The sequence below is a fragment of the Aureibaculum luteum genome (genome assembly GCF_003449015.1).
Taxonomy (GTDB): Bacteria; Bacteroidota; Bacteroidia; order Flavobacteriales; family Flavobacteriaceae; genus Aureibaculum; species Aureibaculum luteum.
Genome location: NZ_QRGD01000007.1, coordinates 100,660 through 120,985, shown reverse-complemented (window position 1 = coordinate 120,985; position 20,326 = coordinate 100,660). Strand labels below are relative to the sequence as shown.

The 20,326-nt window shown below is 31.4% G+C and carries 22 protein-coding genes; 13 read left to right on the top strand and 9 right to left on the bottom strand.

Annotation, left to right across the window (positions count from 1 at the left end):
* Positions 1-40: 40 nt before the first annotated feature.
* A complete protein-coding gene (locus D3P13_RS15720) occupies positions 41-763 on the top strand; it encodes a 3'-5' exonuclease (RefSeq protein ID WP_117883829.1) in 723 nt (240 codons plus the stop codon).
* On the opposite strand, the gene D3P13_RS15715 is transcribed toward D3P13_RS15720, so the two are convergent.
* The 4 genes from D3P13_RS15715 to D3P13_RS15700 form a co-directional block, all read right to left on the bottom strand.
* Positions 744-2,624, bottom strand: coding sequence for an ABC-F family ATP-binding cassette domain-containing protein (locus D3P13_RS15715; RefSeq protein WP_117883828.1), 1,881 nt, complete (start codon positions 2,622-2,624; stop codon positions 744-746). The two genes, D3P13_RS15720 and D3P13_RS15715, sit on opposite strands and share 20 nt — an antisense overlap.
* Positions 2,625-2,704: 80 nt before the next feature.
* Entirely contained in the window at positions 2,705-3,259 is a 555-nt protein-coding gene (locus D3P13_RS15710) for a thioredoxin family protein (protein ID WP_117883827.1), read from the bottom strand.
* A gap of 77 nt (positions 3,260-3,336) precedes the next feature.
* Positions 3,337-5,121, bottom strand: coding sequence for a peptide MFS transporter (locus tag D3P13_RS15705; protein WP_117883826.1), 1,785 nt, complete (start codon positions 5,119-5,121; stop codon positions 3,337-3,339).
* A gap of 45 nt (positions 5,122-5,166) precedes the next feature.
* A complete protein-coding gene (locus D3P13_RS15700; protein WP_117883825.1) occupies positions 5,167-6,702 on the bottom strand; it encodes a peptide MFS transporter in 1,536 nt (511 codons plus the stop codon).
* A 148-nt stretch (positions 6,703-6,850) separates the two neighbouring features.
* On the opposite strand from D3P13_RS15700, the gene D3P13_RS15695 reads away from it, so the two are divergent.
* From D3P13_RS15695 to D3P13_RS15655, 9 genes are all read left to right on the top strand, one after another.
* Positions 6,851-8,122 carry a hydroxymethylglutaryl-CoA reductase, degradative gene (locus tag D3P13_RS15695; RefSeq protein WP_117883824.1) on the top strand — a complete coding sequence of 424 codons (1,272 nt, stop codon included), beginning with the start codon at positions 6,851-6,853 and terminating at the stop codon, positions 8,120-8,122.
* 144 nt (positions 8,123-8,266) lie between these two features.
* The gene (locus D3P13_RS15690; protein ID WP_117883823.1) at positions 8,267-8,875 is read left to right on the top strand and encodes a superoxide dismutase; all 609 of its coding nucleotides are present in this window, start codon (positions 8,267-8,269) and stop codon (positions 8,873-8,875) included.
* Positions 8,876-8,960: 85 nt separating this feature from the next.
* Positions 8,961-9,851: a DMT family transporter gene (locus D3P13_RS15685; protein ID WP_117883982.1), complete on the top strand. Its 891-nt coding sequence runs from the start codon at positions 8,961-8,963 to the stop codon at positions 9,849-9,851.
* Positions 9,852-9,902: 51 nt separating this feature from the next.
* The gene (locus tag D3P13_RS15680; RefSeq protein WP_232829217.1) at positions 9,903-10,760 is read left to right on the top strand and encodes a YicC/YloC family endoribonuclease; all 858 of its coding nucleotides are present in this window, start codon (positions 9,903-9,905) and stop codon (positions 10,758-10,760) included.
* Positions 10,761-10,896: 136 nt separating this feature from the next.
* The gene (gene gmk / locus D3P13_RS15675; protein WP_117883821.1) at positions 10,897-11,508 is read left to right on the top strand and encodes a guanylate kinase; all 612 of its coding nucleotides are present in this window, start codon (positions 10,897-10,899) and stop codon (positions 11,506-11,508) included.
* Entirely contained in the window at positions 11,505-12,086 is a 582-nt protein-coding gene (nadD, locus tag D3P13_RS15670) for a nicotinate (nicotinamide) nucleotide adenylyltransferase (RefSeq protein ID WP_117883820.1), read from the top strand. Before gmk ends, nadD begins: the two co-directional genes overlap by 4 nt.
* Before the next feature lie 87 nt (positions 12,087-12,173).
* The gene (locus tag D3P13_RS15665; RefSeq protein ID WP_117883819.1) at positions 12,174-13,043 is read left to right on the top strand and encodes a M23 family metallopeptidase; all 870 of its coding nucleotides are present in this window, start codon (positions 12,174-12,176) and stop codon (positions 13,041-13,043) included.
* Entirely contained in the window at positions 13,043-14,542 is a 1,500-nt protein-coding gene (locus D3P13_RS15660; RefSeq protein WP_117883818.1) for a GH3 auxin-responsive promoter family protein, read from the top strand. The genes D3P13_RS15665 and D3P13_RS15660 overlap by 1 nt, the downstream gene beginning before the upstream one ends.
* A gap of 67 nt (positions 14,543-14,609) precedes the next feature.
* Positions 14,610-15,161 carry an MOSC domain-containing protein gene (locus D3P13_RS15655; RefSeq protein WP_117883817.1) on the top strand — a complete coding sequence of 184 codons (552 nt, stop codon included), beginning with the start codon at positions 14,610-14,612 and terminating at the stop codon, positions 15,159-15,161.
* Positions 15,162-15,241: 80 nt separating this feature from the next.
* Here D3P13_RS15655 and mscL read toward each other — a convergent pair whose 3' ends face one another.
* The 3 genes from mscL to D3P13_RS15640 are packed head-to-tail and all read right to left on the bottom strand — an operon-like array spanning position 15,242 to position 17,438.
* Positions 15,242-15,643, bottom strand: a complete 402-nt coding sequence (gene mscL / locus D3P13_RS15650) for a large conductance mechanosensitive channel protein MscL (RefSeq protein ID WP_117883816.1) — start codon at positions 15,641-15,643, stop codon at positions 15,242-15,244.
* A gap of 52 nt (positions 15,644-15,695) precedes the next feature.
* Entirely contained in the window at positions 15,696-16,799 is a 1,104-nt protein-coding gene (gene alr / locus D3P13_RS15645) for an alanine racemase (RefSeq protein WP_117883815.1), read from the bottom strand.
* Complete coding sequence (locus tag D3P13_RS15640) at positions 16,800-17,438, bottom strand: thymidine kinase (protein WP_117883814.1); 639 nt, start codon at positions 17,436-17,438, stop codon at positions 16,800-16,802. It lies immediately after the preceding gene.
* A gap of 105 nt (positions 17,439-17,543) precedes the next feature.
* On the opposite strand from D3P13_RS15640, the gene D3P13_RS15635 reads away from it, so the two are divergent.
* The gene (locus tag D3P13_RS15635; protein ID WP_117883813.1) at positions 17,544-18,254 is read left to right on the top strand and encodes a hypothetical protein; all 711 of its coding nucleotides are present in this window, start codon (positions 17,544-17,546) and stop codon (positions 18,252-18,254) included.
* Positions 18,255-18,257: 3 nt separating this feature from the next.
* Positions 18,258-18,860 carry a DUF4254 domain-containing protein gene (locus D3P13_RS15630; RefSeq protein WP_117883812.1) on the top strand — a complete coding sequence of 201 codons (603 nt, stop codon included), beginning with the start codon at positions 18,258-18,260 and terminating at the stop codon, positions 18,858-18,860.
* A 37-nt stretch (positions 18,861-18,897) separates the two neighbouring features.
* On the opposite strand, the gene D3P13_RS15625 is transcribed toward D3P13_RS15630, so the two are convergent.
* Positions 18,898-19,365, bottom strand: coding sequence for a hypothetical protein (locus tag D3P13_RS15625; protein WP_117883811.1), 468 nt, complete (start codon positions 19,363-19,365; stop codon positions 18,898-18,900).
* Between the two features lie 105 nt (positions 19,366-19,470).
* Positions 19,471-19,818 carry an arsenate reductase family protein gene (locus tag D3P13_RS15620; protein ID WP_117883810.1) on the bottom strand — a complete coding sequence of 116 codons (348 nt, stop codon included), beginning with the start codon at positions 19,816-19,818 and terminating at the stop codon, positions 19,471-19,473.
* Positions 19,819-19,868: 50 nt separating this feature from the next.
* On the opposite strand from D3P13_RS15620, the gene D3P13_RS15615 reads away from it, so the two are divergent.
* On the top strand, positions 19,869-20,324 hold the full coding sequence (locus tag D3P13_RS15615; RefSeq protein ID WP_117883809.1) for a DinB family protein: 456 nt from the start codon (positions 19,869-19,871) through the stop codon (positions 20,322-20,324).
* Positions 20,325-20,326: the final 2 nt, after the last annotated feature.

Below are 20,326 nucleotides of genomic sequence, written 5' to 3'. Positions count from 1 at the left end.
ATTGACTATATTTATGAATGTTAGTTGTCAATTCTAAAAAATGCTCAATAAAATAAAATTAGAGAATATCTTATTCCTGGATATAGAAACGGTTCCAGAAGTAGCTACTTTTGCCGAGCTTTCTGATTTAAAAAAAGAATTATTTGCTAAAAAGACAGAATATCAGCGTAAAAATGAAATTTCTGTTGAAGACTTTTACGACCGGGCAGGAATTTGGGCCGAATTTGGAAAAATAATCTGCATTTCTGTTGGGTATTTTGTCGATTTAGACGGAAATAGAAACTTTAGACTTACTTCTTTTTCAGGAGATGAAAAACAACTCTTAATTGATTTTAAACAGCTACTAGATAACCATTTCAATAAAGATCATCATTTACTGTGTGCACATAATGGAAAAGAATTTGACTTTCCATACATAGCACGTCGTATGATTATCAACAGTGTGCCTCTACCTTCAAAGCTAAATTTATTTGGTAAAAAGCCATGGGAAGTTGCACATTTAGACACTTTGGAATTATGGAAGTTTGGCGATTACAAACACTATACTTCATTAAATTTATTAACTAATATTTTAGGAATTCCATCACCAAAGCAAGATATTGACGGCAGCCAAGTAGCTAACGTTTTTTATGAGGAACATGATTTAGATCGGATTGTTAAATATTGCGAGCGAGATACGCTCGCCGTAGCCCAATTATTATTACGTTTTAACAATTTAGAATTACTACAAGAGGATGAGATTGTTACGATTCCATCTTCATAGAAATCTCTAACCAACGTTCTTCTTTAGAAGCTATACTGTCAATAATTTGCTGTAATTGTTGAGAAACTTCATCAATTTTATCACTTTCTACCTCATTGTTCAAAAATTGTAATTCAATCGCCTCTTTTTGTTTTTCTAATTTTGAAATATCCTTTTCTAATTTTCGAAATTCTTGTTTTTCGTTATACGATAACGTTTCCTTACTAGTTGACGTGGCCTTTATATTATCATTAGCCGAAGTACTTTTATCCGTAACTACAACCGCCGAAGCAGTATTTGGTTGTGAATCTTCATATGTTCTATAGTCAGAATAATTACCCGGAAAATCAGTAATTAAACCATCCTCTTCGAAAACAAATAAGTGATCTACTATTTTATCCATAAAATACCTATCGTGTGAAACCACTAATAAATTTCCAGGATAATCTAATAAAAAGCTTTCTAAGACATTTAGAGTTAATACATCTAAATCATTGGTAGGTTCATCTAAAATTAAAAAATTAGGATTTTGAATTAAAACAGTACACAAGTAAAGTCTTTTTAACTCTCCTCCAGATAGTTTTTCAACAAAATCGTATTGTTTCTTTCTGTCGAATAAAAAACGTTCTAATAGACCACCAGCAGATATTTTCTGTCCTTTTGCAAGCGGAATGTATTCACCAAATTCTTTAATGACCTCAATTACTTTTTGGCCTTCTTTAACATGAATTCCCGATTGGGTATAGTAGCCAAATTTTACAGTTTCACCTAGAATAACTTTACCAGAATCTACTGGCATTTTACCAGTTATCATATTTAAAAAGGTAGATTTACCAGTACCATTCTTTCCAATAATACCAATGCGTTCTCCTCGCTTAAAAACATATTCAAACTTGTCTAAAACAACTTTGTCATCAAAAGCTTTAGAAATATTATGTAATTCCAAAATCTTACTCCCTAAACGCTCCATGCTGATTTCCAACTGGACTTTGTGATCATTTCGTCGTTGACTGGCTTTTTCTTTTATTTGATAAAAGTCGTCAATTCTTGATTTAGACTTGGTTGTTCTTGCCTTAGGTTGACGACGCATCCAGTCTAATTCCTTTTTAAACAGGTTTTTGGCTTTACCAACGGTAGTTTGCTCAATAGCAATACGTTCTTCTTTTTTTTCTAAATAATAAGAATAATTACCTTTATATGTGTAAAGTTGACCTTCGTCTAACTCTATAATTTCATTACAAACGCGTTCTAGAAAATACCTATCATGCGTTACCATAAATAAGGTGATTTTTTCCTTTTTAAAGTAGTTTTCTAACCACTCTATCATCTCCAAGTCTAAATGGTTTGTAGGCTCATCTAAGATTAATAAATCAGGCTTACTAATCAATATTATCGCTAATGAAAGTCTTTTTCTTTGTCCACCCGATAAATTACTGACTTTTATACTTAAATCTTCTAGCTTTAATTTGAATAATATTTGATTGTATTGGGTTTCAAAATCCCATGCTTGATGTTGTTCCATCAAGTCAAATGCTTTTTGATATGCTTCCGAATCATCGGGATTCTTCAATGCATTTTCATATTCGTGAATTACCTTTAAAATAGGGTTATCAGAACTAAAAATAGCCTCTTCTATAGTTTGCTCATCATTGAGTTCATCAGTTTGAGATAAATAGGCAATTCGTAAATCTTTTCTAGAGACTACTTGACCAGTGTCAGGAGTATCATTACCTGTTATAATATTTAAAATGGAAGTTTTACCTGTACCATTTTTGGCAACAAAGGCAATTTTTTGGTCTTTATTAATACCAAAAGAAACATCTTCAAAGAGCACTCGCTCACCGTAAGATTTAGAAATATTTTCAACAGATAGGTAGTTCACATCACTTTTTTAAGGTGTTGCAAAGTAAGCAAAGTTTTCTTACCCCGAAAGGTATTCGTATTTGTTTAAGAAATGTAAGGTTATTCTACCTTAAACTCAGCGTTAAAGTCTTTTTGATACGCTTCCCACTGCTCTTTTGTAGTTACATCTTTATGTTTATCAGTGGCAAACAATTTTAAGAAAATTTCTAACTGATTTGGTGCGTGATAACCTGTAACTGGAGCTATTAACTCGGCTTTTTCATCTAAAAAAACTATTGTTGGATAGGCTTGAACCCTTAAGTGCTGTGCAAATTGATGTTGACTGTTTCTTCCTTTTTTAGAGGCATTGTATGCGGGATTTCCGTATTCTTTATCTTTAAAATTAATTGTTTCACCACCTTCAGCATTAAATTTTACAGCATAATAGTTTTCATTAACATAAGCGGCAACATCTTTATTTTGAAACGTATTTTTATCTAACATTTTACAAGGACCACACCATGTAGTGTACATATCCATCATAATTTTACGTGGTTCTTTTTCTTGAGCGGCAACAGCTTCTTCAATAGTCATCCAATTAATTTCACCTTTTTCTTGTGCCATTCCATTAAAGGAGTACGATAAAATTGCTAATAGTAATACAAGTTTTTTCATGCTGATGTTTTATATTTTGATAAATAAGACGCAAACAATATGCCTAAATTACAAAACGGTGTATTCAATACTTTATTTTATTTGACTCCGTGCATTAATTTTTTAAGCACCGGGTTTAATAGCATTGAAATGAGACCTATTCCGACAGGGATAAGTGTAAATATTAAAAAGAATGTACTTAATGAATATTCTGCCGTAATTTTATCAATCATTCCTCCCATTGAACCAGCTGCTTTATTACCAATGGCAATCGCTAAGTACCAAATACCAAACATAAATCCAATCATACGTCCTGGAACCAATTTACTCAAATAAGAAAGACCTACTGGTGAGATACAAAGTTCACCCATAGTATGGAATAAGAACGCTAAAATTAAAAACACCATGCTTACTGATGCTGTTTTGGCACCTTGTGGTATTCCCATGGTACCAAACACCAAAATACCAAATCCTAAACCAAGTAAAACCAGTCCAATTCCATATTTCATTGCGACACTCGGGTTGTATTTACTTTCCCACCATTTTGAAAAAAGAGGAGCTAAAGTTATTATAAAAAATGAATTCAAAATTCCAAACCAAGAAGCTCCAACTTCAGTTACATCTTTACTAAATTCATTACTAACTTTATAATAAACAACGTACCAAAGAAATGCAAAAGTGAGACCTAAAATTATATTGGAATATGGAATTTTTGAAAATGTCTTTTTAAATAATAAATACAATACCCAAGTGATAATAGCTAATGGTACAATAGTAAGAATTGTATCTATAACTTTAAATATCGTTGCAGCCGAGCCTACTAAAACTCTATCTGTGTAATCTCTAGCAAATAATGTCATAGACCCTAAAGACTGTTCAAAAGCGGCAAAGAAAAATACCGTAAAAATTCCAAAAATAGACACCGCAATAATTTTATCTCTTACTATTGAATTATACCTTAAAATTCGTGTTGTAATTAAAAATAAAAATAATACTAATGCCAATATAATAGTAAAGTTAGAACCATCTAAACTACCTACATTAAAGTTTAATAAATTAATATTTCCAATTTTTGACATGGGGTCATTGAACAGATAAAGAACTCCTCCAATTGTAGACAAAATAATCAATATTTTATCTATTAAAGTAAAAGGATTCAACTTTTCTACAACCTCAGTTAAATCATGTTCCTTTGGACCTTCTTCATTAATATTTTGAGGCAATTCTACTTCGTGAATTTTTGAAGGTCGTTCACCTATCATACCGAACAAATCTTTGGCTAACCAAAATTGTATTAGCCCACCCAGCATAAAAATTCCCGCCAATCCAAATCCATAACTCCAGCCAAGGTTCTCAGCTAAATACCCACATAACATCATTCCAAAGAATGCACCAGCGTTTACACCCATGTAATATATTGTATAAGCTCCATCTTTTTTGGATTCCTTTCCTTTATACATTTCAGATATCATTGAAGTCATATTAGGCTTAAAAAAACCAGTACCAATGACTAACAAGGCTAAACCCAAATATAATGACCAAGTGGTCTCAAAAACCATAAAAGCATGACCAAGCATCATAATAAAACAGCCAATGATTACTGCCCATTTGTAACCAGTTATTTTATCTGCTATCCATCCTCCAAGAATTGGAGTTAAGTATAATAATGATGCGTAAGTTCCTATTAGTGATAGTGAATTTTCTCTTGACCATTCCCATCCAGGATGGTCACTTAATAAAGGAGCCGTTAAAAATAATATCAATAATATTTTCATACCATAGAAAGAAAAGCGTTCCCACATTTCTGTAAAAAATATTACAAATAGTCCAGCCGGTTGGCCAATAACTTTGTCTTTAAATAGGTTTTCAATATCGGTGTTCATGGTAGTATTATTTTAATACAAAAATAAAGGAAATTCTTTTTATTGTTAATGCACATTACCCATTAATTTCTTCATTAATGGAGAAAAAAGTAATACAACTACGCCTGCACCAAGAGCATATTGAGAAATTAATGCAAATCCATCTGTATAAACGCTTAATGTTTCTAAACCACCTACGTTAACGTCAGTACTTTCAATAGCAAGTTGCTTAGATATAAAACCTACTATTTGAAAGGCATAGGCTGATGACAAAAACCAAATTCCCATCATAAAAGCAACAATTCTTTTCGGAGATAAATCAGTTATTTTTGATAAACCCACAGGTGACATAAAGAGCTCACCTATCGACAAAATAAAATACATAATAAAAAGAAAAGCAAAAGGCACCATTCCATTTTCGTCAGCACTTCCTTTACTTAATGATAAAATATAAAAACTCAAGCCAGCCAAAACAAGCCCTAGTCCAAATTTATAAGGTGTTCTCGGATTTAAATTACGTTTAGATAAATAAGCCCAGAGTAATGAAATAGGTATAGACAATACAATTATTACTAATGAATTTAGTGAGTTTGTTTGAGCAGGATTCATAATACCATCCAAGTTTACATTTCTATCAGCAAACAAGGTAATTACACTACCTGACAATTCATGAAAACCCCAAAACAAAGTCATAAAAAATGTTATCAACACAGCCATAAAAAGCTTTTTACGATCTTCAGGTTTTGACTCAAAAATTATTTTTGTTAAGAAAATAACGACACCAATGCCAATTAAATAGAAAAGAATATTTACATAATTCTTATCTCCTAAAAAGGTTCCTTTTACTCCAAGAGATTGATAAGAAGCCAATAATGAAGCTATTACAGGAACAAATAAAACAGCAACAATTGGTACGAATATTTTTTGTGGTATACTTAAAATAGGCTTTTCATAAATTTCCTTACTTGGAGGCAATCCTTTATCTCCAAATACATTCTTTTTTATACCACTCCAAAAGAAAACTAAACCAGTTAACATTCCTATACCAGCTAATCCAAATCCATAATGCCAACCATATTTTACAGCTAACCATCCACAAATTAAAGGAGCTGCAAAACCTCCAATATTTATTCCCATATAAAAGATAGTAAATCCAGAATCTTTTCTTCTGTCACCATCCTTGTATAAGGAACCTACGAAGGTGGAAATATTTGGTTTAAAAAACCCATTACCAACAACTATAAATGCCAATGCTAAAAAGAAGGCAACATCATTTTCTATGGCCAATACAAAATGGCCAATTGACATTAAAATTCCGCCTAAAAAAATAGAACTTCGCATTCCTAATATTTTATCAGAAACTCTACCTCCAATTACTGTTGACGCGTAAACTAATGAACCATAAGAAGCATAAACGGCCGCTGCTGCTATATCTTTTTCGGATAATGCTTTAAATATTTCTTTCGTCATATAGAGCATTAACAATGCCCTCATTCCATAGAAACTAAAACGCTCCCACATTTCGGCAAAAAATAAATAAAATAACCCTGTAGGATGACCTAACGTTTGTTTTTCAAAGGGTTCATTGCTAATATCTGACATAATTAATTGGGTTTACTTTAAATATTGATTAAATAGACATTTTAAAAAGTGTTTCAAGTTTACGGAAATTAAGTCGAAAATTGGTGTAAAAAACTGATAATTTAAGTTTGAATAGTATCTTTACCACAGAACTAAATGCAAATTATAGATGTCTAAGACTATAACGGGGTTTTCTAAACTCGATAAAGAAGAAAAAACAACCTGGCTTATAAATAATTTTTTATCTGACTTTCCAGAGTCACATTCTGTTTTAAACCAATACCTCAATCCAAATAAAAAATTACAACAATTACATGATGAATTCATTGAGAATTCCATCTCAAATTACTATTTACCCTTCGCCGTAGCCCCCAATTTTACAATAAACAATAAGGCCTATGTTATACCTATGGTCATTGAAGAGAGCTCAGTTGTAGCAGCAGCATCATTAGTGGCAAAGTTTTGGAGTAAAAGAGGTGGGTTTAAAGCTGAAGTTTTGTCAACCACAAAAATCGGCCAAGTACATTTTATGTATGCTGGTGCGTATCTAAATTTAGAAACATATTTCAATGCTATAAAACCAACGTTGTTAAAAGCTACGGAATCCATCACAAAAAACATGCGTAAACGCGGTGGTGGAATTTTAGATATTGAACTTAGAGATAAAACATCTGATTTAGATAATTACTACCAACTCCATGTTACTTTCGAAACAAAAGATAGTATGGGAGCCAATTTTATTAATTCTTGCTTAGAAACGATTGCCAATACTTTCAGAAAAGATGATGTAGAAATAGTGATGAGTATTTTGTCAAATTATATTCCAGATTGTTTGGTCAAAGCTGAAGTAAGCTGTGACATTGACGATTTAGGTGAAAACGGGATGGAGTTTGCCAAAAAATTCTATCAGGCATTACAAATTGCCCAAGTTGAACCTTATAGAGCAGTTACACATAACAAAGGAATTATGAATGGTATTGATGCCGTTGTTATCGCTACTGGAAATGACTTTAGAGCTGTTGAAGCAGGTGTGCATGCTTATGCAGCAAAAAGTGGTAAATATAAAAGCCTAAGTCAATGTACAATCAATGATGGTGTTTTTAAATTTTGGATAGAAATTCCATTAGCATTAGGTACCGTTGGTGGGTTAACTAATTTACATCCGTTATCAAAACTATCTTTAAACTTACTGCAAAACCCTTCCGCTAAAGAATTGATGATGATTATTGCCGTTGCAGGATTGGCTCAAAATTTTGCAGCCTTAAAAGCCTTAACCACTACTGGCATTCAGAAAGGTCACATGAAAATGCACTTGAATAATATTTTAAATCAATTGGAGGCAACCAAAGATGAGAAAATGATGCTTGTAAACTCATTAAACAACCAACATATTACTTACAACTCAGTGAATAAAGCACTACAACAATTAAGAGTTCGGTAGTAATCAACATAATCTTAATCTATCGTTAAATAAAAACATTCTATACGATTCAACCGACTATTAGTCTCAAAATTTTTATATTTGAAATTCAGAATTGAAAATTCAATTCACAAAAAGAGTTTAATCATAAAAAAATATAAAATCATGGCTTTTGAATTACCAAAATTACCATACGCATATGATGCGTTAGAACCAAATATTGATGCACGTACTATGGAAATACATTACACCAAGCATCATGCAGGATATACAAACAATCTAAACAATGCAATTAAAGGCACTGACTTAGACGGAAAATCTATTGAAGATATTTTAACAAATTTAGATATGAGTAATGCAGCTGTTAGAAATAATGGCGGTGGGTTTTATAACCACAGTTTATTCTGGGAGGTTATGAATCCTGAAGGTAAAGGACGTTTATCAGGTCCATTAAAAGAAGCTATCGAATCTGCATATGGAACTGTTGATGCTTTTAAAGATGCTTTTGCAAAAGCTGCTGCAACACGGTTTGGTTCAGGATGGGCTTGGCTATGTGTTCATAAAGGTGGTAAGGTTGAAATCTGTTCAACACCAAATCAAGATAACCCATTGATGCCAGATGTAAGTTGTGGAGGTACACCTATTTTAGGTCTCGATGTTTGGGAACATGCTTATTACTTAAACTATCAAAACAGAAGACCTGATTATATCAATGCATTTTTTAATGTAATCAACTGGAATGAAGTTGAAAGACGTTACGATGCTGCTAAATAATTAGTAAATAAAAATAAATTAATTGTATTAAAAAGTAATGATTTGAGAAATTCAAATCGTTACTTTTTCTTTTTTGAATGAAGCTATGCATAATAAAACAAGAGCTTATATTGCCGCTTTTATTGTTGCTCTAATTTATGGTATAAATTATACGGTAGCAAAAGATGTTATGCCAATGTACATAAAACCATTTGGTTTTATTGTAATACGTGTATTAGGTGCTACAATACTATTTTGGATTTTAAGTTTGTTTACCACTAGCGAAAGAATAGACAAGGCTGATTTTTTGAGAATATTTTTGGCTGCACTATTTGGAGTCTGTATCAATATGCTTGCTTTTTTTAAAGGTTTAAGTATGACTAGTCCAATAAATGCATCGGCTATCATGGTTTCTACACCCATTATAGTATTACTACTTTCAGCAATTATTTTAAAAGAAAAAATAACTATTCCAAAAGTTGTTGGTATTCTAATAGGTTTAACGGGAGCAATTATTTTAATAGTTTATGGTAAAAGTGCTGTACCTGGTGATCATCCAATTTTAGGTAATCTTTTCATTTTTATAAACGCATCTTCGTACGGTTTATATCTAATAATTGTTAAAAAACTCACTGTTAAATACAATCCTTTAACTTTTATAAAATGGCTATATCTCTTTGGTCTTCTCTTAGTTATTCCTTTCGGAATTAGCGAAGTGATAGACATACAATGGAATAATATTCCAACATCAATATATTACAATATTGGTTTTGTAATTGTTTTTACCACCTTCTTTGCTTATTTGATAAACTTATTTGCGTTAACCAAGTTAAAACCCACAACATTAAGTGCCTTCGTTTATTTACAACCTGTAATAGCAACTGCTTACGCCCTTCTTACTAAAAGTGATACGCTAAGCAGCGTTAAAATTTTAGCAACCCTTTTAATTTTTGTGGGAGTTTATATGGTAACCTCAGTTAACAGAGCTAAACAATAGAAGCCTGTTAACATATTTTACGTAAATTTGCGTGAAACTTACCCATATTATATGATACAATCTATGACAGGATACGGTAAAGCCGTAACTGAACTATCTCAAAAAAAAGTTACCGTTGAAATTAAAACGTTAAATAGCAAAAACTTAGATTTAAACGTTAGAGTACCGTCAATGTACCGAGAAAAAGAACTCGAAATTAGAAGTAAACTTTCACAACAATTATTTAGAGGTAAAGTAGATTTTTCAATTTATATTGAAAGTACGGGTAGCGAAACAACCTCAACAATTAACCAAGAAGTTGTTAACAGCTATATAGACCAATTAAGAAGTATTACAGAAGTGGCTTCTGAAAGTTTATTAGAAATAGCTATGCGATTACCCGATGTATTAAAAACAAACCGTGAAGAGTTTGATGAAACAGAGTGGACAGAGATTGAAAAAACCATTGATGAAGCCATTGATGAGGTATTGGTTTATAGAGCCGATGAAGGTGCTGTCTTAGCACATGATTTTACTACACGTATAAAAAACATTCAAAAACTATCTGCCGAAGTTGTTGATTTAGATATTCAACGCTTGGCTCAAGTTCGAGAACGTATTGAAAAAGCAGTGTCTGATTTAGTGCAAAATGTAGACGAAAACAGGTTTGAACAAGAACTAATTTATTATCTAGAAAAATTAGATATTACAGAAGAAAAAGTTCGTTTAAAAAATCACTTAGATTATTTTTTACAAGCATTACTTAGTGAAGAATCTAATGGTAAAAAGCTAGGTTTTATTTGCCAAGAAATTGGTAGAGAAATAAACACAACAGGTTCTAAATCTAATTTTGCTCCAATGCAAAAAGTTGTGGTACAAATGAAGGATGAATTAGAAAAAATAAAGGAACAGTTACTAAATGTTTTATAATCAAACGCTATAAAATACATACCAATCAGTATTATTTTAACATAACAGACTGGTAGTTAACGCTAATTATTAACTCAATTAAATAATTAAACACTGCTAAGTATTTATTAGTGTTTCTAAAAAGGTAAAGAAATATATGTCTTCAAGTAAAATATCTAATCAACAAAAAGGTAAACTCATTGTGTTTTCTGCACCATCAGGATCGGGAAAAACTACAATTGTAAGACATTTGTTGGGGCTAAAAAACCTGAATTTAGAATTTTCTATTTCGGCTACTTCCCGTGAACCTCGTGGTGAAGAAATTAATGGTTCTGATTATTATTTTATTAGTACAAAAGGTTTTAAAAATCATATTAAAAATGATGACTTTTTAGAATGGGAAGAAGTCTATAGAGATAATTTTTATGGTACATTAAAAAGTGAGGTAGAACGAATTTGGGCATTAGGAAAACATGTAATTTTCGATATTGATGTTGCTGGTGGATTAAGGATAAAAAAGAAATTTCCTAAAGAAACGTTGGCCGTTTTTGTAAAACCACCAAGTGTTGACGAATTGAAAATTAGATTAAAAAAACGGAAAACGGAAAGTGAAGATCGCATTAATATGCGTATTGCAAAAGCTTCAGTTGAACTGGCTACTGCTCCACAATTTGATAAAATTATAAAAAATTACGATTTAGCAGTTGCCTTAAATGAAGCCGAAGAGTTGGTTGCTGAATTTGTGGGAGCTAAAAATGTAATTAAATGAAAATTGGCTTGTACTTTGGGACTTTTAACCCTATTCATGTAGGACATTTGGCCATTGCCAACCATATGGTTGAGTTTTCTGAATTAGACGAAATTTGGATGGTGATAACACCACATTCTCCATTTAAAAAAAAATCGACCTTATTGTCAGATAACCATCGGTATCAATTGGTAAACCTTGCTACGGAAGACTATCCAAAATTGAGACCTTCAAAGATTGAGTTTGACTTACCTCAGCCCAATTACACCATCAATACGCTTGTTTATTTGGCAGAAAAACACCCGCAACATCAGTTTAACTTGATTATGGGTGAAGATAATTTGGCTTCTTTCCATAAATGGAAAAATTATGAGGTAATTCTAGAAGGATACAATATTTACGTATACCCTAGAATTTATTCTGGTGAAAAACCTATAACTAGATTTGATAATCACCCAAAGATTCATCCTGTAGATGCTCCGATTATGGAAATATCCTCTACGTTTATTCGTAAAGCTATTGCCAATCAGAAAAATATACAACCGCTATTACCTTGTAAAGTTTGGCAGTATATTGATGAAATGAACTTTTACAAGTAATACTAGATGAATTATGAAAATATATAATTTTGCGGTTTTATAAACCATTTTAAAATCAAAAAACCGTTGTATATTTGTTACTAACTAATGGCAAAAAAAAAGGAAAATAAAGCAAAAATTAAAGAGAAACTTACGTTTAAATACCGTTTTGTGGTATTAAATGAAGATACTTTTGAAGAACGTTTTTCTTTTAAACTCAACAGGCTTAATGTTTTAATATTAAGCTCTTTATTTTCAGTTATTTTAATTGGTTCTACCATTTTTTTAATTGCCTTTACTCCGCTAAAAGAATACATTCCTGGTTATTCTTCTACAGCTTTAAAAAGAAAAGCAACTGATTTGGTTTATAAAGTGGATTCTTTACAGCAAAAACTAGCCGTAAATGATTTGTATTTACACAATATTCAACAAGTACTCACTGGTAAAGTTAAAGATATTGCTGTAAATAGAGATTCTATTGAAGAACAACTTCGTATTGAAGATGTTAATTTAGATTCCAAAATTTCACCTTTAGATTCTATATTTAGAGAAGAAGTTGAACGTGAAGATCGGTTTAGTGTTTTTGAAAAAGCTACCAAAAAAACAGATTTGGTATTCTTTGCTCCTATTTCAGGTAAAATAACGGATGTTTTTAATCCCAAAGAAAAACATTATGCAATAGATATTGCCGTAGAAAAAGATTCTCCGGTAAAAGCTGTGGCTGATGGCACCGTAATTTTTACTGGGTTTACAGCAGAAACTGGGTTTGTTATTATTTTAGAACATGCAAAGGGATTTTTATCTGTATACAAACACAATTCATCTATACATAAAGAGCAAGGTGATATTGTAAAGACCGGTGAAGCAATTGCTAATGCAGGTTCAACTGGCGAGCTTTCAACTGGCCCTCACCTACATTTTGAGCTATGGAATGATGGTTTTCCTGTAAATCCCCTAAACTTTATAGATTTTAAATAATGAATGTCAAATCTATTTTAGCGAAACCTATTGCTAAACGGATCCAAAATCGGGTCTACAAATGGGCTGCAAAACCCAAAAAGACGCAAGAAAAAGTCTTTAAAAAACTAATTGCTCAAGCAAAAAACACCGCATTTGGTAAAGATCATAACTTTGAGAATATTAATTCTTATCAAGATTTTAAAGCGAATGTTCCCATTAGAGATTATGAAGATTTAAAACCATATGTTGAACAAATTCTACAAGGTAAATCTGATGTATTATGGCGGGGTAAACCACTCTATTTTGCGAAAACTTCTGGAACTACCTCTGGTGCTAAATACATTCCTCTCACCAAAGAATCAATGCCTTTTCATATAAAAGCGGCCCGCAATGCTTTATTAATGTATATCGCTGACACTGGTAATGCTGATTTTGTTAATGGTAAAATGATATTTCTTCAAGGCAGCCCCATAATTGATGAAAAAAAAAGTATAAAAACAGGTCGACTATCAGGCATTGTTGCACATTTTGTGCCTAATTACTTACAAAAAAACAGAATGCCAAGTTGGGAAACCAACTGTATTGATGACTGGGAGACTAAGGTAGATGCCATCGTTGAAGAAACAATACAAGAAGATATGACTTTAATTAGTGGAATTCCTTCTTGGGTACAGATGTATTTTGAAAAATTAACAGCAAAATCAGGTAAAAGTATTAGCGAAATTTTCCCAAATTTTAATTTATTCGTTTATGGTGGTGTAAATTATGAGCCCTATCGGAATAAGTTTGAGAAAATGATAGGTAAAAAAGTTGATTCTATTGAACTTTTCCCTGCTTCAGAAGGTTTTTTTGCCTATCAAGACAAACAAAATGAAAAGGGAATGCTACTCCTATTGAACGGTGGCATTTTCTATGAGTTTATAAAAACAGATGATTTCTTTGATGAAAACCCGGAGAGAATTACTGTCTCTGATGTAGAACTGGGAGTAAATTATGTAATGATAATTTCAACTAACGCCGGTCTTTGGGCATACAATATTGGAGATACCGTTCAATTTACCTCGTTAAAACCATACAGAATTATAGTTTCTGGAAGAATAAAACACTTTATTTCTGCATTTGGTGAGCATGTTATTGCAAAGGAGGTTGAACATGCTTTAAAAGCGGCTACAGAAGGAACAGGCATATCAGTAAACGAATTTACCGTTGCTCCACAAACCAATCCAGATAGTGGACTACCTTATCACGAATGGTTTATTGAATTTGAAAAAGAGCCCGCTGATATGACCGATTTTATCAGTAAAATCGACCGTGAAATGCAAGAACAAAACTCGTATTATTACGATTTAATTGTCGGAAATATTCTACAGACACTTAAAGTAACCAAAATAAAAAAAGACGGTTTTCAAGATTATATGAAATCTATAGGTAAATTAGGTGGACAAAATAAAATACCAAGATTATCAAATGACCGAAAAATAGCAGATAAGTTAACAGCAAAAAGAGTACAATCTTAAAGCTCCTAAACACAAAAAAAATCACTCTTTCACTTATTTTTCATTAACACACTAATACTTAAAATCAATGAAAATTATATCTCTTAATATCGGTGAAAAAAGAACTATTCAATGGCGAAATAAAATTGTTGAAACGGGCATCTTTAAGTCACCTGTGCAAGAAGCAATTTATTTAGATACAGAGTTTGTAAAAAATGATGCTATTGTAGACAGGAAACACCATGGCGGTATTGATAAGGCGGTTTATGCCTATGGAGAAAATCATTATCATTATTTTAAAGAACTACACCCTAATTTAGATTGGCAATACGGCATTTTTGGCGAAAACATAACATTCAATCAGTTAGAAGAAACCAAAATACATGTGGGTGAAATTTATCAATTAGGTGAGGTCAAAATTCAAGTTACCAAACCTAGAGAGCCATGTTATAAGTTAGGTATTCGATTTAATGACCAATCAATTGTTAAACAGTTCTGGAATTCTACTAAATGTGGTGTCTATTTTAAAGTACTAAAAAAAGGTAATGTAACTGTTGATGATGAACTGATATTACTTGAAACAGCATATGAGAATCCTACAATTGCAGAAGTGTATCACTCAAAGAAACATAAACAATAAATCGTTTTATTTCTAAAAAACAAAAAACCCGAGTTTTTCAACTCGGGTTTTTTAGGTCAATTGATTTTGGTTTTCGAAAATTATTTTTTCAATAAATCTCTAATTTCAGCTAATAAATCTTCTTGAGAAGGTCCTGCTGGTGCAGCAGCTTCAACTGGTTTCTTAGTTTTATTGTAAGCTTTTACTATCATGAACAATACAAAACCAACAATAATTAAATTAATAATAGTATTGATCCATGCTCCCCATCGTACAGCATTTTCAGCTTTTACGACAGCACCATCCGCAGCTAATTCTGCAGGAGATAGTACGTATTTCAAACTAGCAAAGTCCATACCTCCAGCAAAATGGCCAACAACAGGCATAACAATATCATTGACAAATCCGTTTACCATAAGACCAACGGCACCAGCCAAAATAACAGCAACGGCAAAGTCTATAACATTGCCTGACATAATAAAATTCTTAAATTCTTTTAACATTTTAGTTTTATTTAATAGGTTAATAGGTCGTAAATATACAAAAATTTAACATTTACTTAACAATTCTTTTTATACGTTGTGAAATTGCTGTTATAATTTCATAAGGAATTGTATCAATAGCGGATGCTAAATCAATTATTGTCTGTTGATTATTAAAAACAATCACCTCATCTCCTTCTTTACAATTAATATCCGTAACATCAACCATTACCATATCCATACAAACATTACCAACTATGGGAGCCTTAGATCCGTTTATAGTTACATACCCTTTGCCTTTACCGAAAGATCTATGGATACCGTCAGCATGGCCTATGGGTATGGTTGCTGTTATAATTTTTTTATCAGCAGTAAAACCTCTATTATACCCGACCGATTCTCCTTTGTTAATAGTATAAATCTGAGATATGATAGATTTTAATGAAGCTACATTCCTTAATTGTTCCGTATATTTTTGGTCATTACCAAATCCATAAAGGCTGATTCCTATCCTAACCATATCAAAATGAGCATTGGGATAATTTAATATCCCTGAAGTATTAGCCATATGATATATGGGTTGATAGTTTAGTTTTGATTTAAATTTATCAATAATTTTGTTAAAACTATTAATTTGGTTCTCTGAAAATTCTCTTTCATTTAAATCTTCACTGGCTACAAGATGGGAGAATATAGATGCTATTTTTATTGATTTTGTTTTTTTTAAATAATCATCAATTGTATCAACATCTTCTATTTTAAAACCCAATCTATTTAAACCGGTATTAAATTTAAGGTGTATGGGATACTCTTTTTGATTTTCAGATTCCGTCAAGTCAATAAAAGCTTTTAATACCCTTTCACTATATAAATTAGGTTCTAAGCAATGCTCAATTAAAAGGTTAAAATGAACAATTTGCGGATGCAAAACTAAAATTGGAGTTTTAACACCAGCTTCACGTAATGCAACGCCTTCATCAACATAAGCTACCGCAAAGTAATCTACATTTAGTTTTTCTAAATGTTTCGCAATGACACATGCGTCTGATCCATATCCATAAGCCTTTACAACCGCTAAAGTTTTTGTATTAGCCTTTAATTTTGACTTTATGTATTCAAAATTATGCTGAAGTGCATTTAGATCAATTTCTAAAACCGTTTCGGCCGTTTTAGTCATTTACAATTTTGATTTAGGTGTAATTTTTTCAGCATCTTTAACCTCTACATGCTTTAATTTTTCTCGCAATATTTCTTTATAATAGGCAGCTCTACTTAAGGGTTCATACTCTTCCGTTTCACCTAGAAACACCAAATTATCATTCTTTATTTTTCTATGACTATAATGTGCTAAATTTCCAGTTTTAGTGCAAACGGCATGTACTTTAGTAACATATTCAGCAGTAGCCATCAATGCGGGCATGGGTCCAAACGGATTCCCTTTAAAATCCATATCTAACCCTGCTACTATAACTCTAACACCTCTGTTTGCCAAGTCATTACAAACAGCTACAATTTCATCATCAAAAAACTGGGCTTCATCTATACCTACTACATCGACATCATTCGCTAAAATTCTTATGTTTGCTGCTGCTGGTACTGGGGTGGAACGGAATTCATTAGCATCATGAGAAACAACATTTTCATCATCATAACGTGTATCAATTTCTGGCTTAAAGATCTCAACTTTTTGTTTCGCAAATTGAGCTCTTTTTAGTCGACGTATTAATTCTTCCGTTTTACCAGAAAACATTGAACCGCAGATTACCTCTATCCAACCAAATTGTTCTGCCTGATTTACTGTATTTTCGAGAAACATTTTGTAATTTTAAGCGTTGTAATATTAGTAATATGTTTTGTGATTATAGAATCATAACAAATCTATTAAAAATTAGTCCTACAACATAAATAAAATTATCATTTTATGCACAAAAAACTGGAAGCGGAGCTAGTGAGCCTAGCTCATAGTATTTTACAAATGAAAAATAAAGATGATGTTTTGGCTTTAAAAGAGAAGGCAAGATTAGTTTATGAAAAACTTTGTGTATTATCATTTGTAGATGATTACATTGTTACAACTCCAAATCTTAAAAAAACAAAAGAAGAACTAATTAAAGAAGTTCAGACTAAAATTGAAAATCAAAGGATTATAACTCCAGTAGTTCATAAAGTTGAAACATCTGTAAAAATAAAAGAGAAACCAGTTACTCCAAAAAGAGAGGTTGAAGAAAAAAGCATGTTTGAACCTACATTTGACAAGGTTAGAATTGACATTAGAGAATTAAAAGCTAATCAAATAAGTTCGAAAGAAGAGTTTAGAGATTCTATTTCTGCAGACAAAACATCTACACTTTTTGACGACGATGACAGACCTGCCGAGAAAAAAACATTGAATGATAAGATGTTTAATCAGACCATCCAGATAGGTTTAAATGATAGAATCGCTTTTGTAAAGAATTTATTTAATTTTAGTCAAGCCGATTTTAATAGAGTTTTATCTCAGTTAAATACCTTAAAGACTGAAAAAGAGGCCAAAGATTTTATTTATAATCAAATTAAACCAGATTATAATTGGGCTGGAAAGGAAGAGTATGAAGCGAGATTAATTAATATTATTGAAAGAAAATTTTCGTAAAAAATGCAAGCATCAAAATTTAACAATTTATTTGACAGTGTTATTAAAAAATATCACTTAAAAGATTCCGTTGATCAATCTTTTGAAAACCCCTTTAATAAAAATACTTTAGAACATTTACTGTATAGAAAATGTTGGATTGACACGGTACAATGGCATTATGAAGATATAATACGTTTACCAGATATTAATCCTGAAGAAGCATTGACTTTGAAACGAAAAATTGATGCTTCAAATCAAGATAGAACCAATATGGTTGAATATATTGATGGTTATTACTTTGATAAATTTAAAAATATTACAATTGAACCACAAGCAACCATTAACACAGAAAGTCCGGCTTGGGCAATCGATAGGTTATCGATATTAGCATTAAAAATTTATCACATGCAAGAAGAAGCGAATAGAGCCTCTGCTTCTGAAGAACATAGAGTAAATTGTCAATTAAAGTTAGATATTCTTTCGGAACAACGCGTTGATTTAACCACTGCAATTGACGAGTTACTGAATGATATATCACTAGGAAAAAAATACATGAAAGTCTACAAACAGATGAAAATGTACAATGACGATGATTTAAATCCTATGTTGTACGCAAAAAAATAGAATAATTAGTAGAGATTGAAATTAGATTAATATCTCATCAAAATCGATAGCCAAATTTAAAATTGACACTGTTAATCATATTGTTAAGGCCTAAATTGCTATTTTCCGCTGCGTTAAAATTATGTCTATAAAAAAAATTAGCATATGCATTTTCGGTAAAATCATATTGTAAACCTATTTCTGCAGAAGATCCAAGACCAGTCGAATTTAATAAGTTACCATAACGGTAAATATTACGTGTAGCATAAACGCTTGGCCCTGCAAAAACACTTAATTTTTGATTGATTTTATACTTAAAATGGACGGGTAACTCAAAGCTCATGGCGTCAAAATTATACCCAACACTAATGCCATTTTCTATAAATAATTGGTCCGTAATTTTTGTGGTTGAAATGAAATTAGCATTAAAAATACCGTCGCCAACTTTTATATCTGAATTCTTCTCTTTTTGAGCATAAGAAATACTAAGAACTAAAGAAAATAGAATTAAAATGTAAATTTTCATCTCCTAAGAAGTTATGTACCCCAAATTTCACTCCTAAGTTATTCAAAATTTCTTTAATATATTTATTTTCCCTTCCTTTTAACGTTTCTATTAGTATGTGAAAAACTAACCTAACAATGCTTTTAATGCTGCAATTGTTTTTTTTGCATTTCCAACAAAAATTTTATCGCCTACAATAATAACGGGGCGTTTTAAAAAGGTATACTCCTCTAAAATAAGTTGTTTATAGTCTTCCTCAGTCAAGCTTTGGTTTTTTAAATCCATTGCTGTATATTTTTTTGCCCGCTTATTAAATAGTGCTTCATAACTATTAGTCATAACATACATTTCTTCCAATTGACTAACAATTACTGGTGTTGTCTTAATTTCTTGAAGCATAAAATCATCAGTATTAATTTCTTTCAAAATTCTTCTGCAGGTATCACAAGTTTTTAAAAAATATATTTTTTTCATTCTATCAGATTTAAAATTTAAAACTTTAATTTCACGCTAAATTAAAAAATATGGAGAAACAATTTGATATTTTAAAGGCAAATAGATTATTAATTTTAAAATTAATTGATAATTACTCATTGGAACAACTCAATAAAATACACGCAGGGTTTAATAATAATATAGCTTGGAATATTGGTCATTTATTAGTTACACAACAGATACTCTGTTATAAATTTTCTGGATTACCAATGTATATTTCTGATAAAATTATTGAGAAATATCGTAAGGGTACGGTACCTGAAAATGATATGACAGCACAAGAATTAGAATTTATAAAATCGCAATTACTTCAGTTAGTAGATCAATTTGAAACTGATTATAAAAGCGGTATGTTTAAATCTTTTACTTCATATACCACAAGTGCTAACGTAACTCTAAATTCAATATCAGATGCCATTGAATTTAATAACTTTCATGAAGGTATTCATTATGGTTATATTTTAGCTATAAAAAACAATCTTTAAAC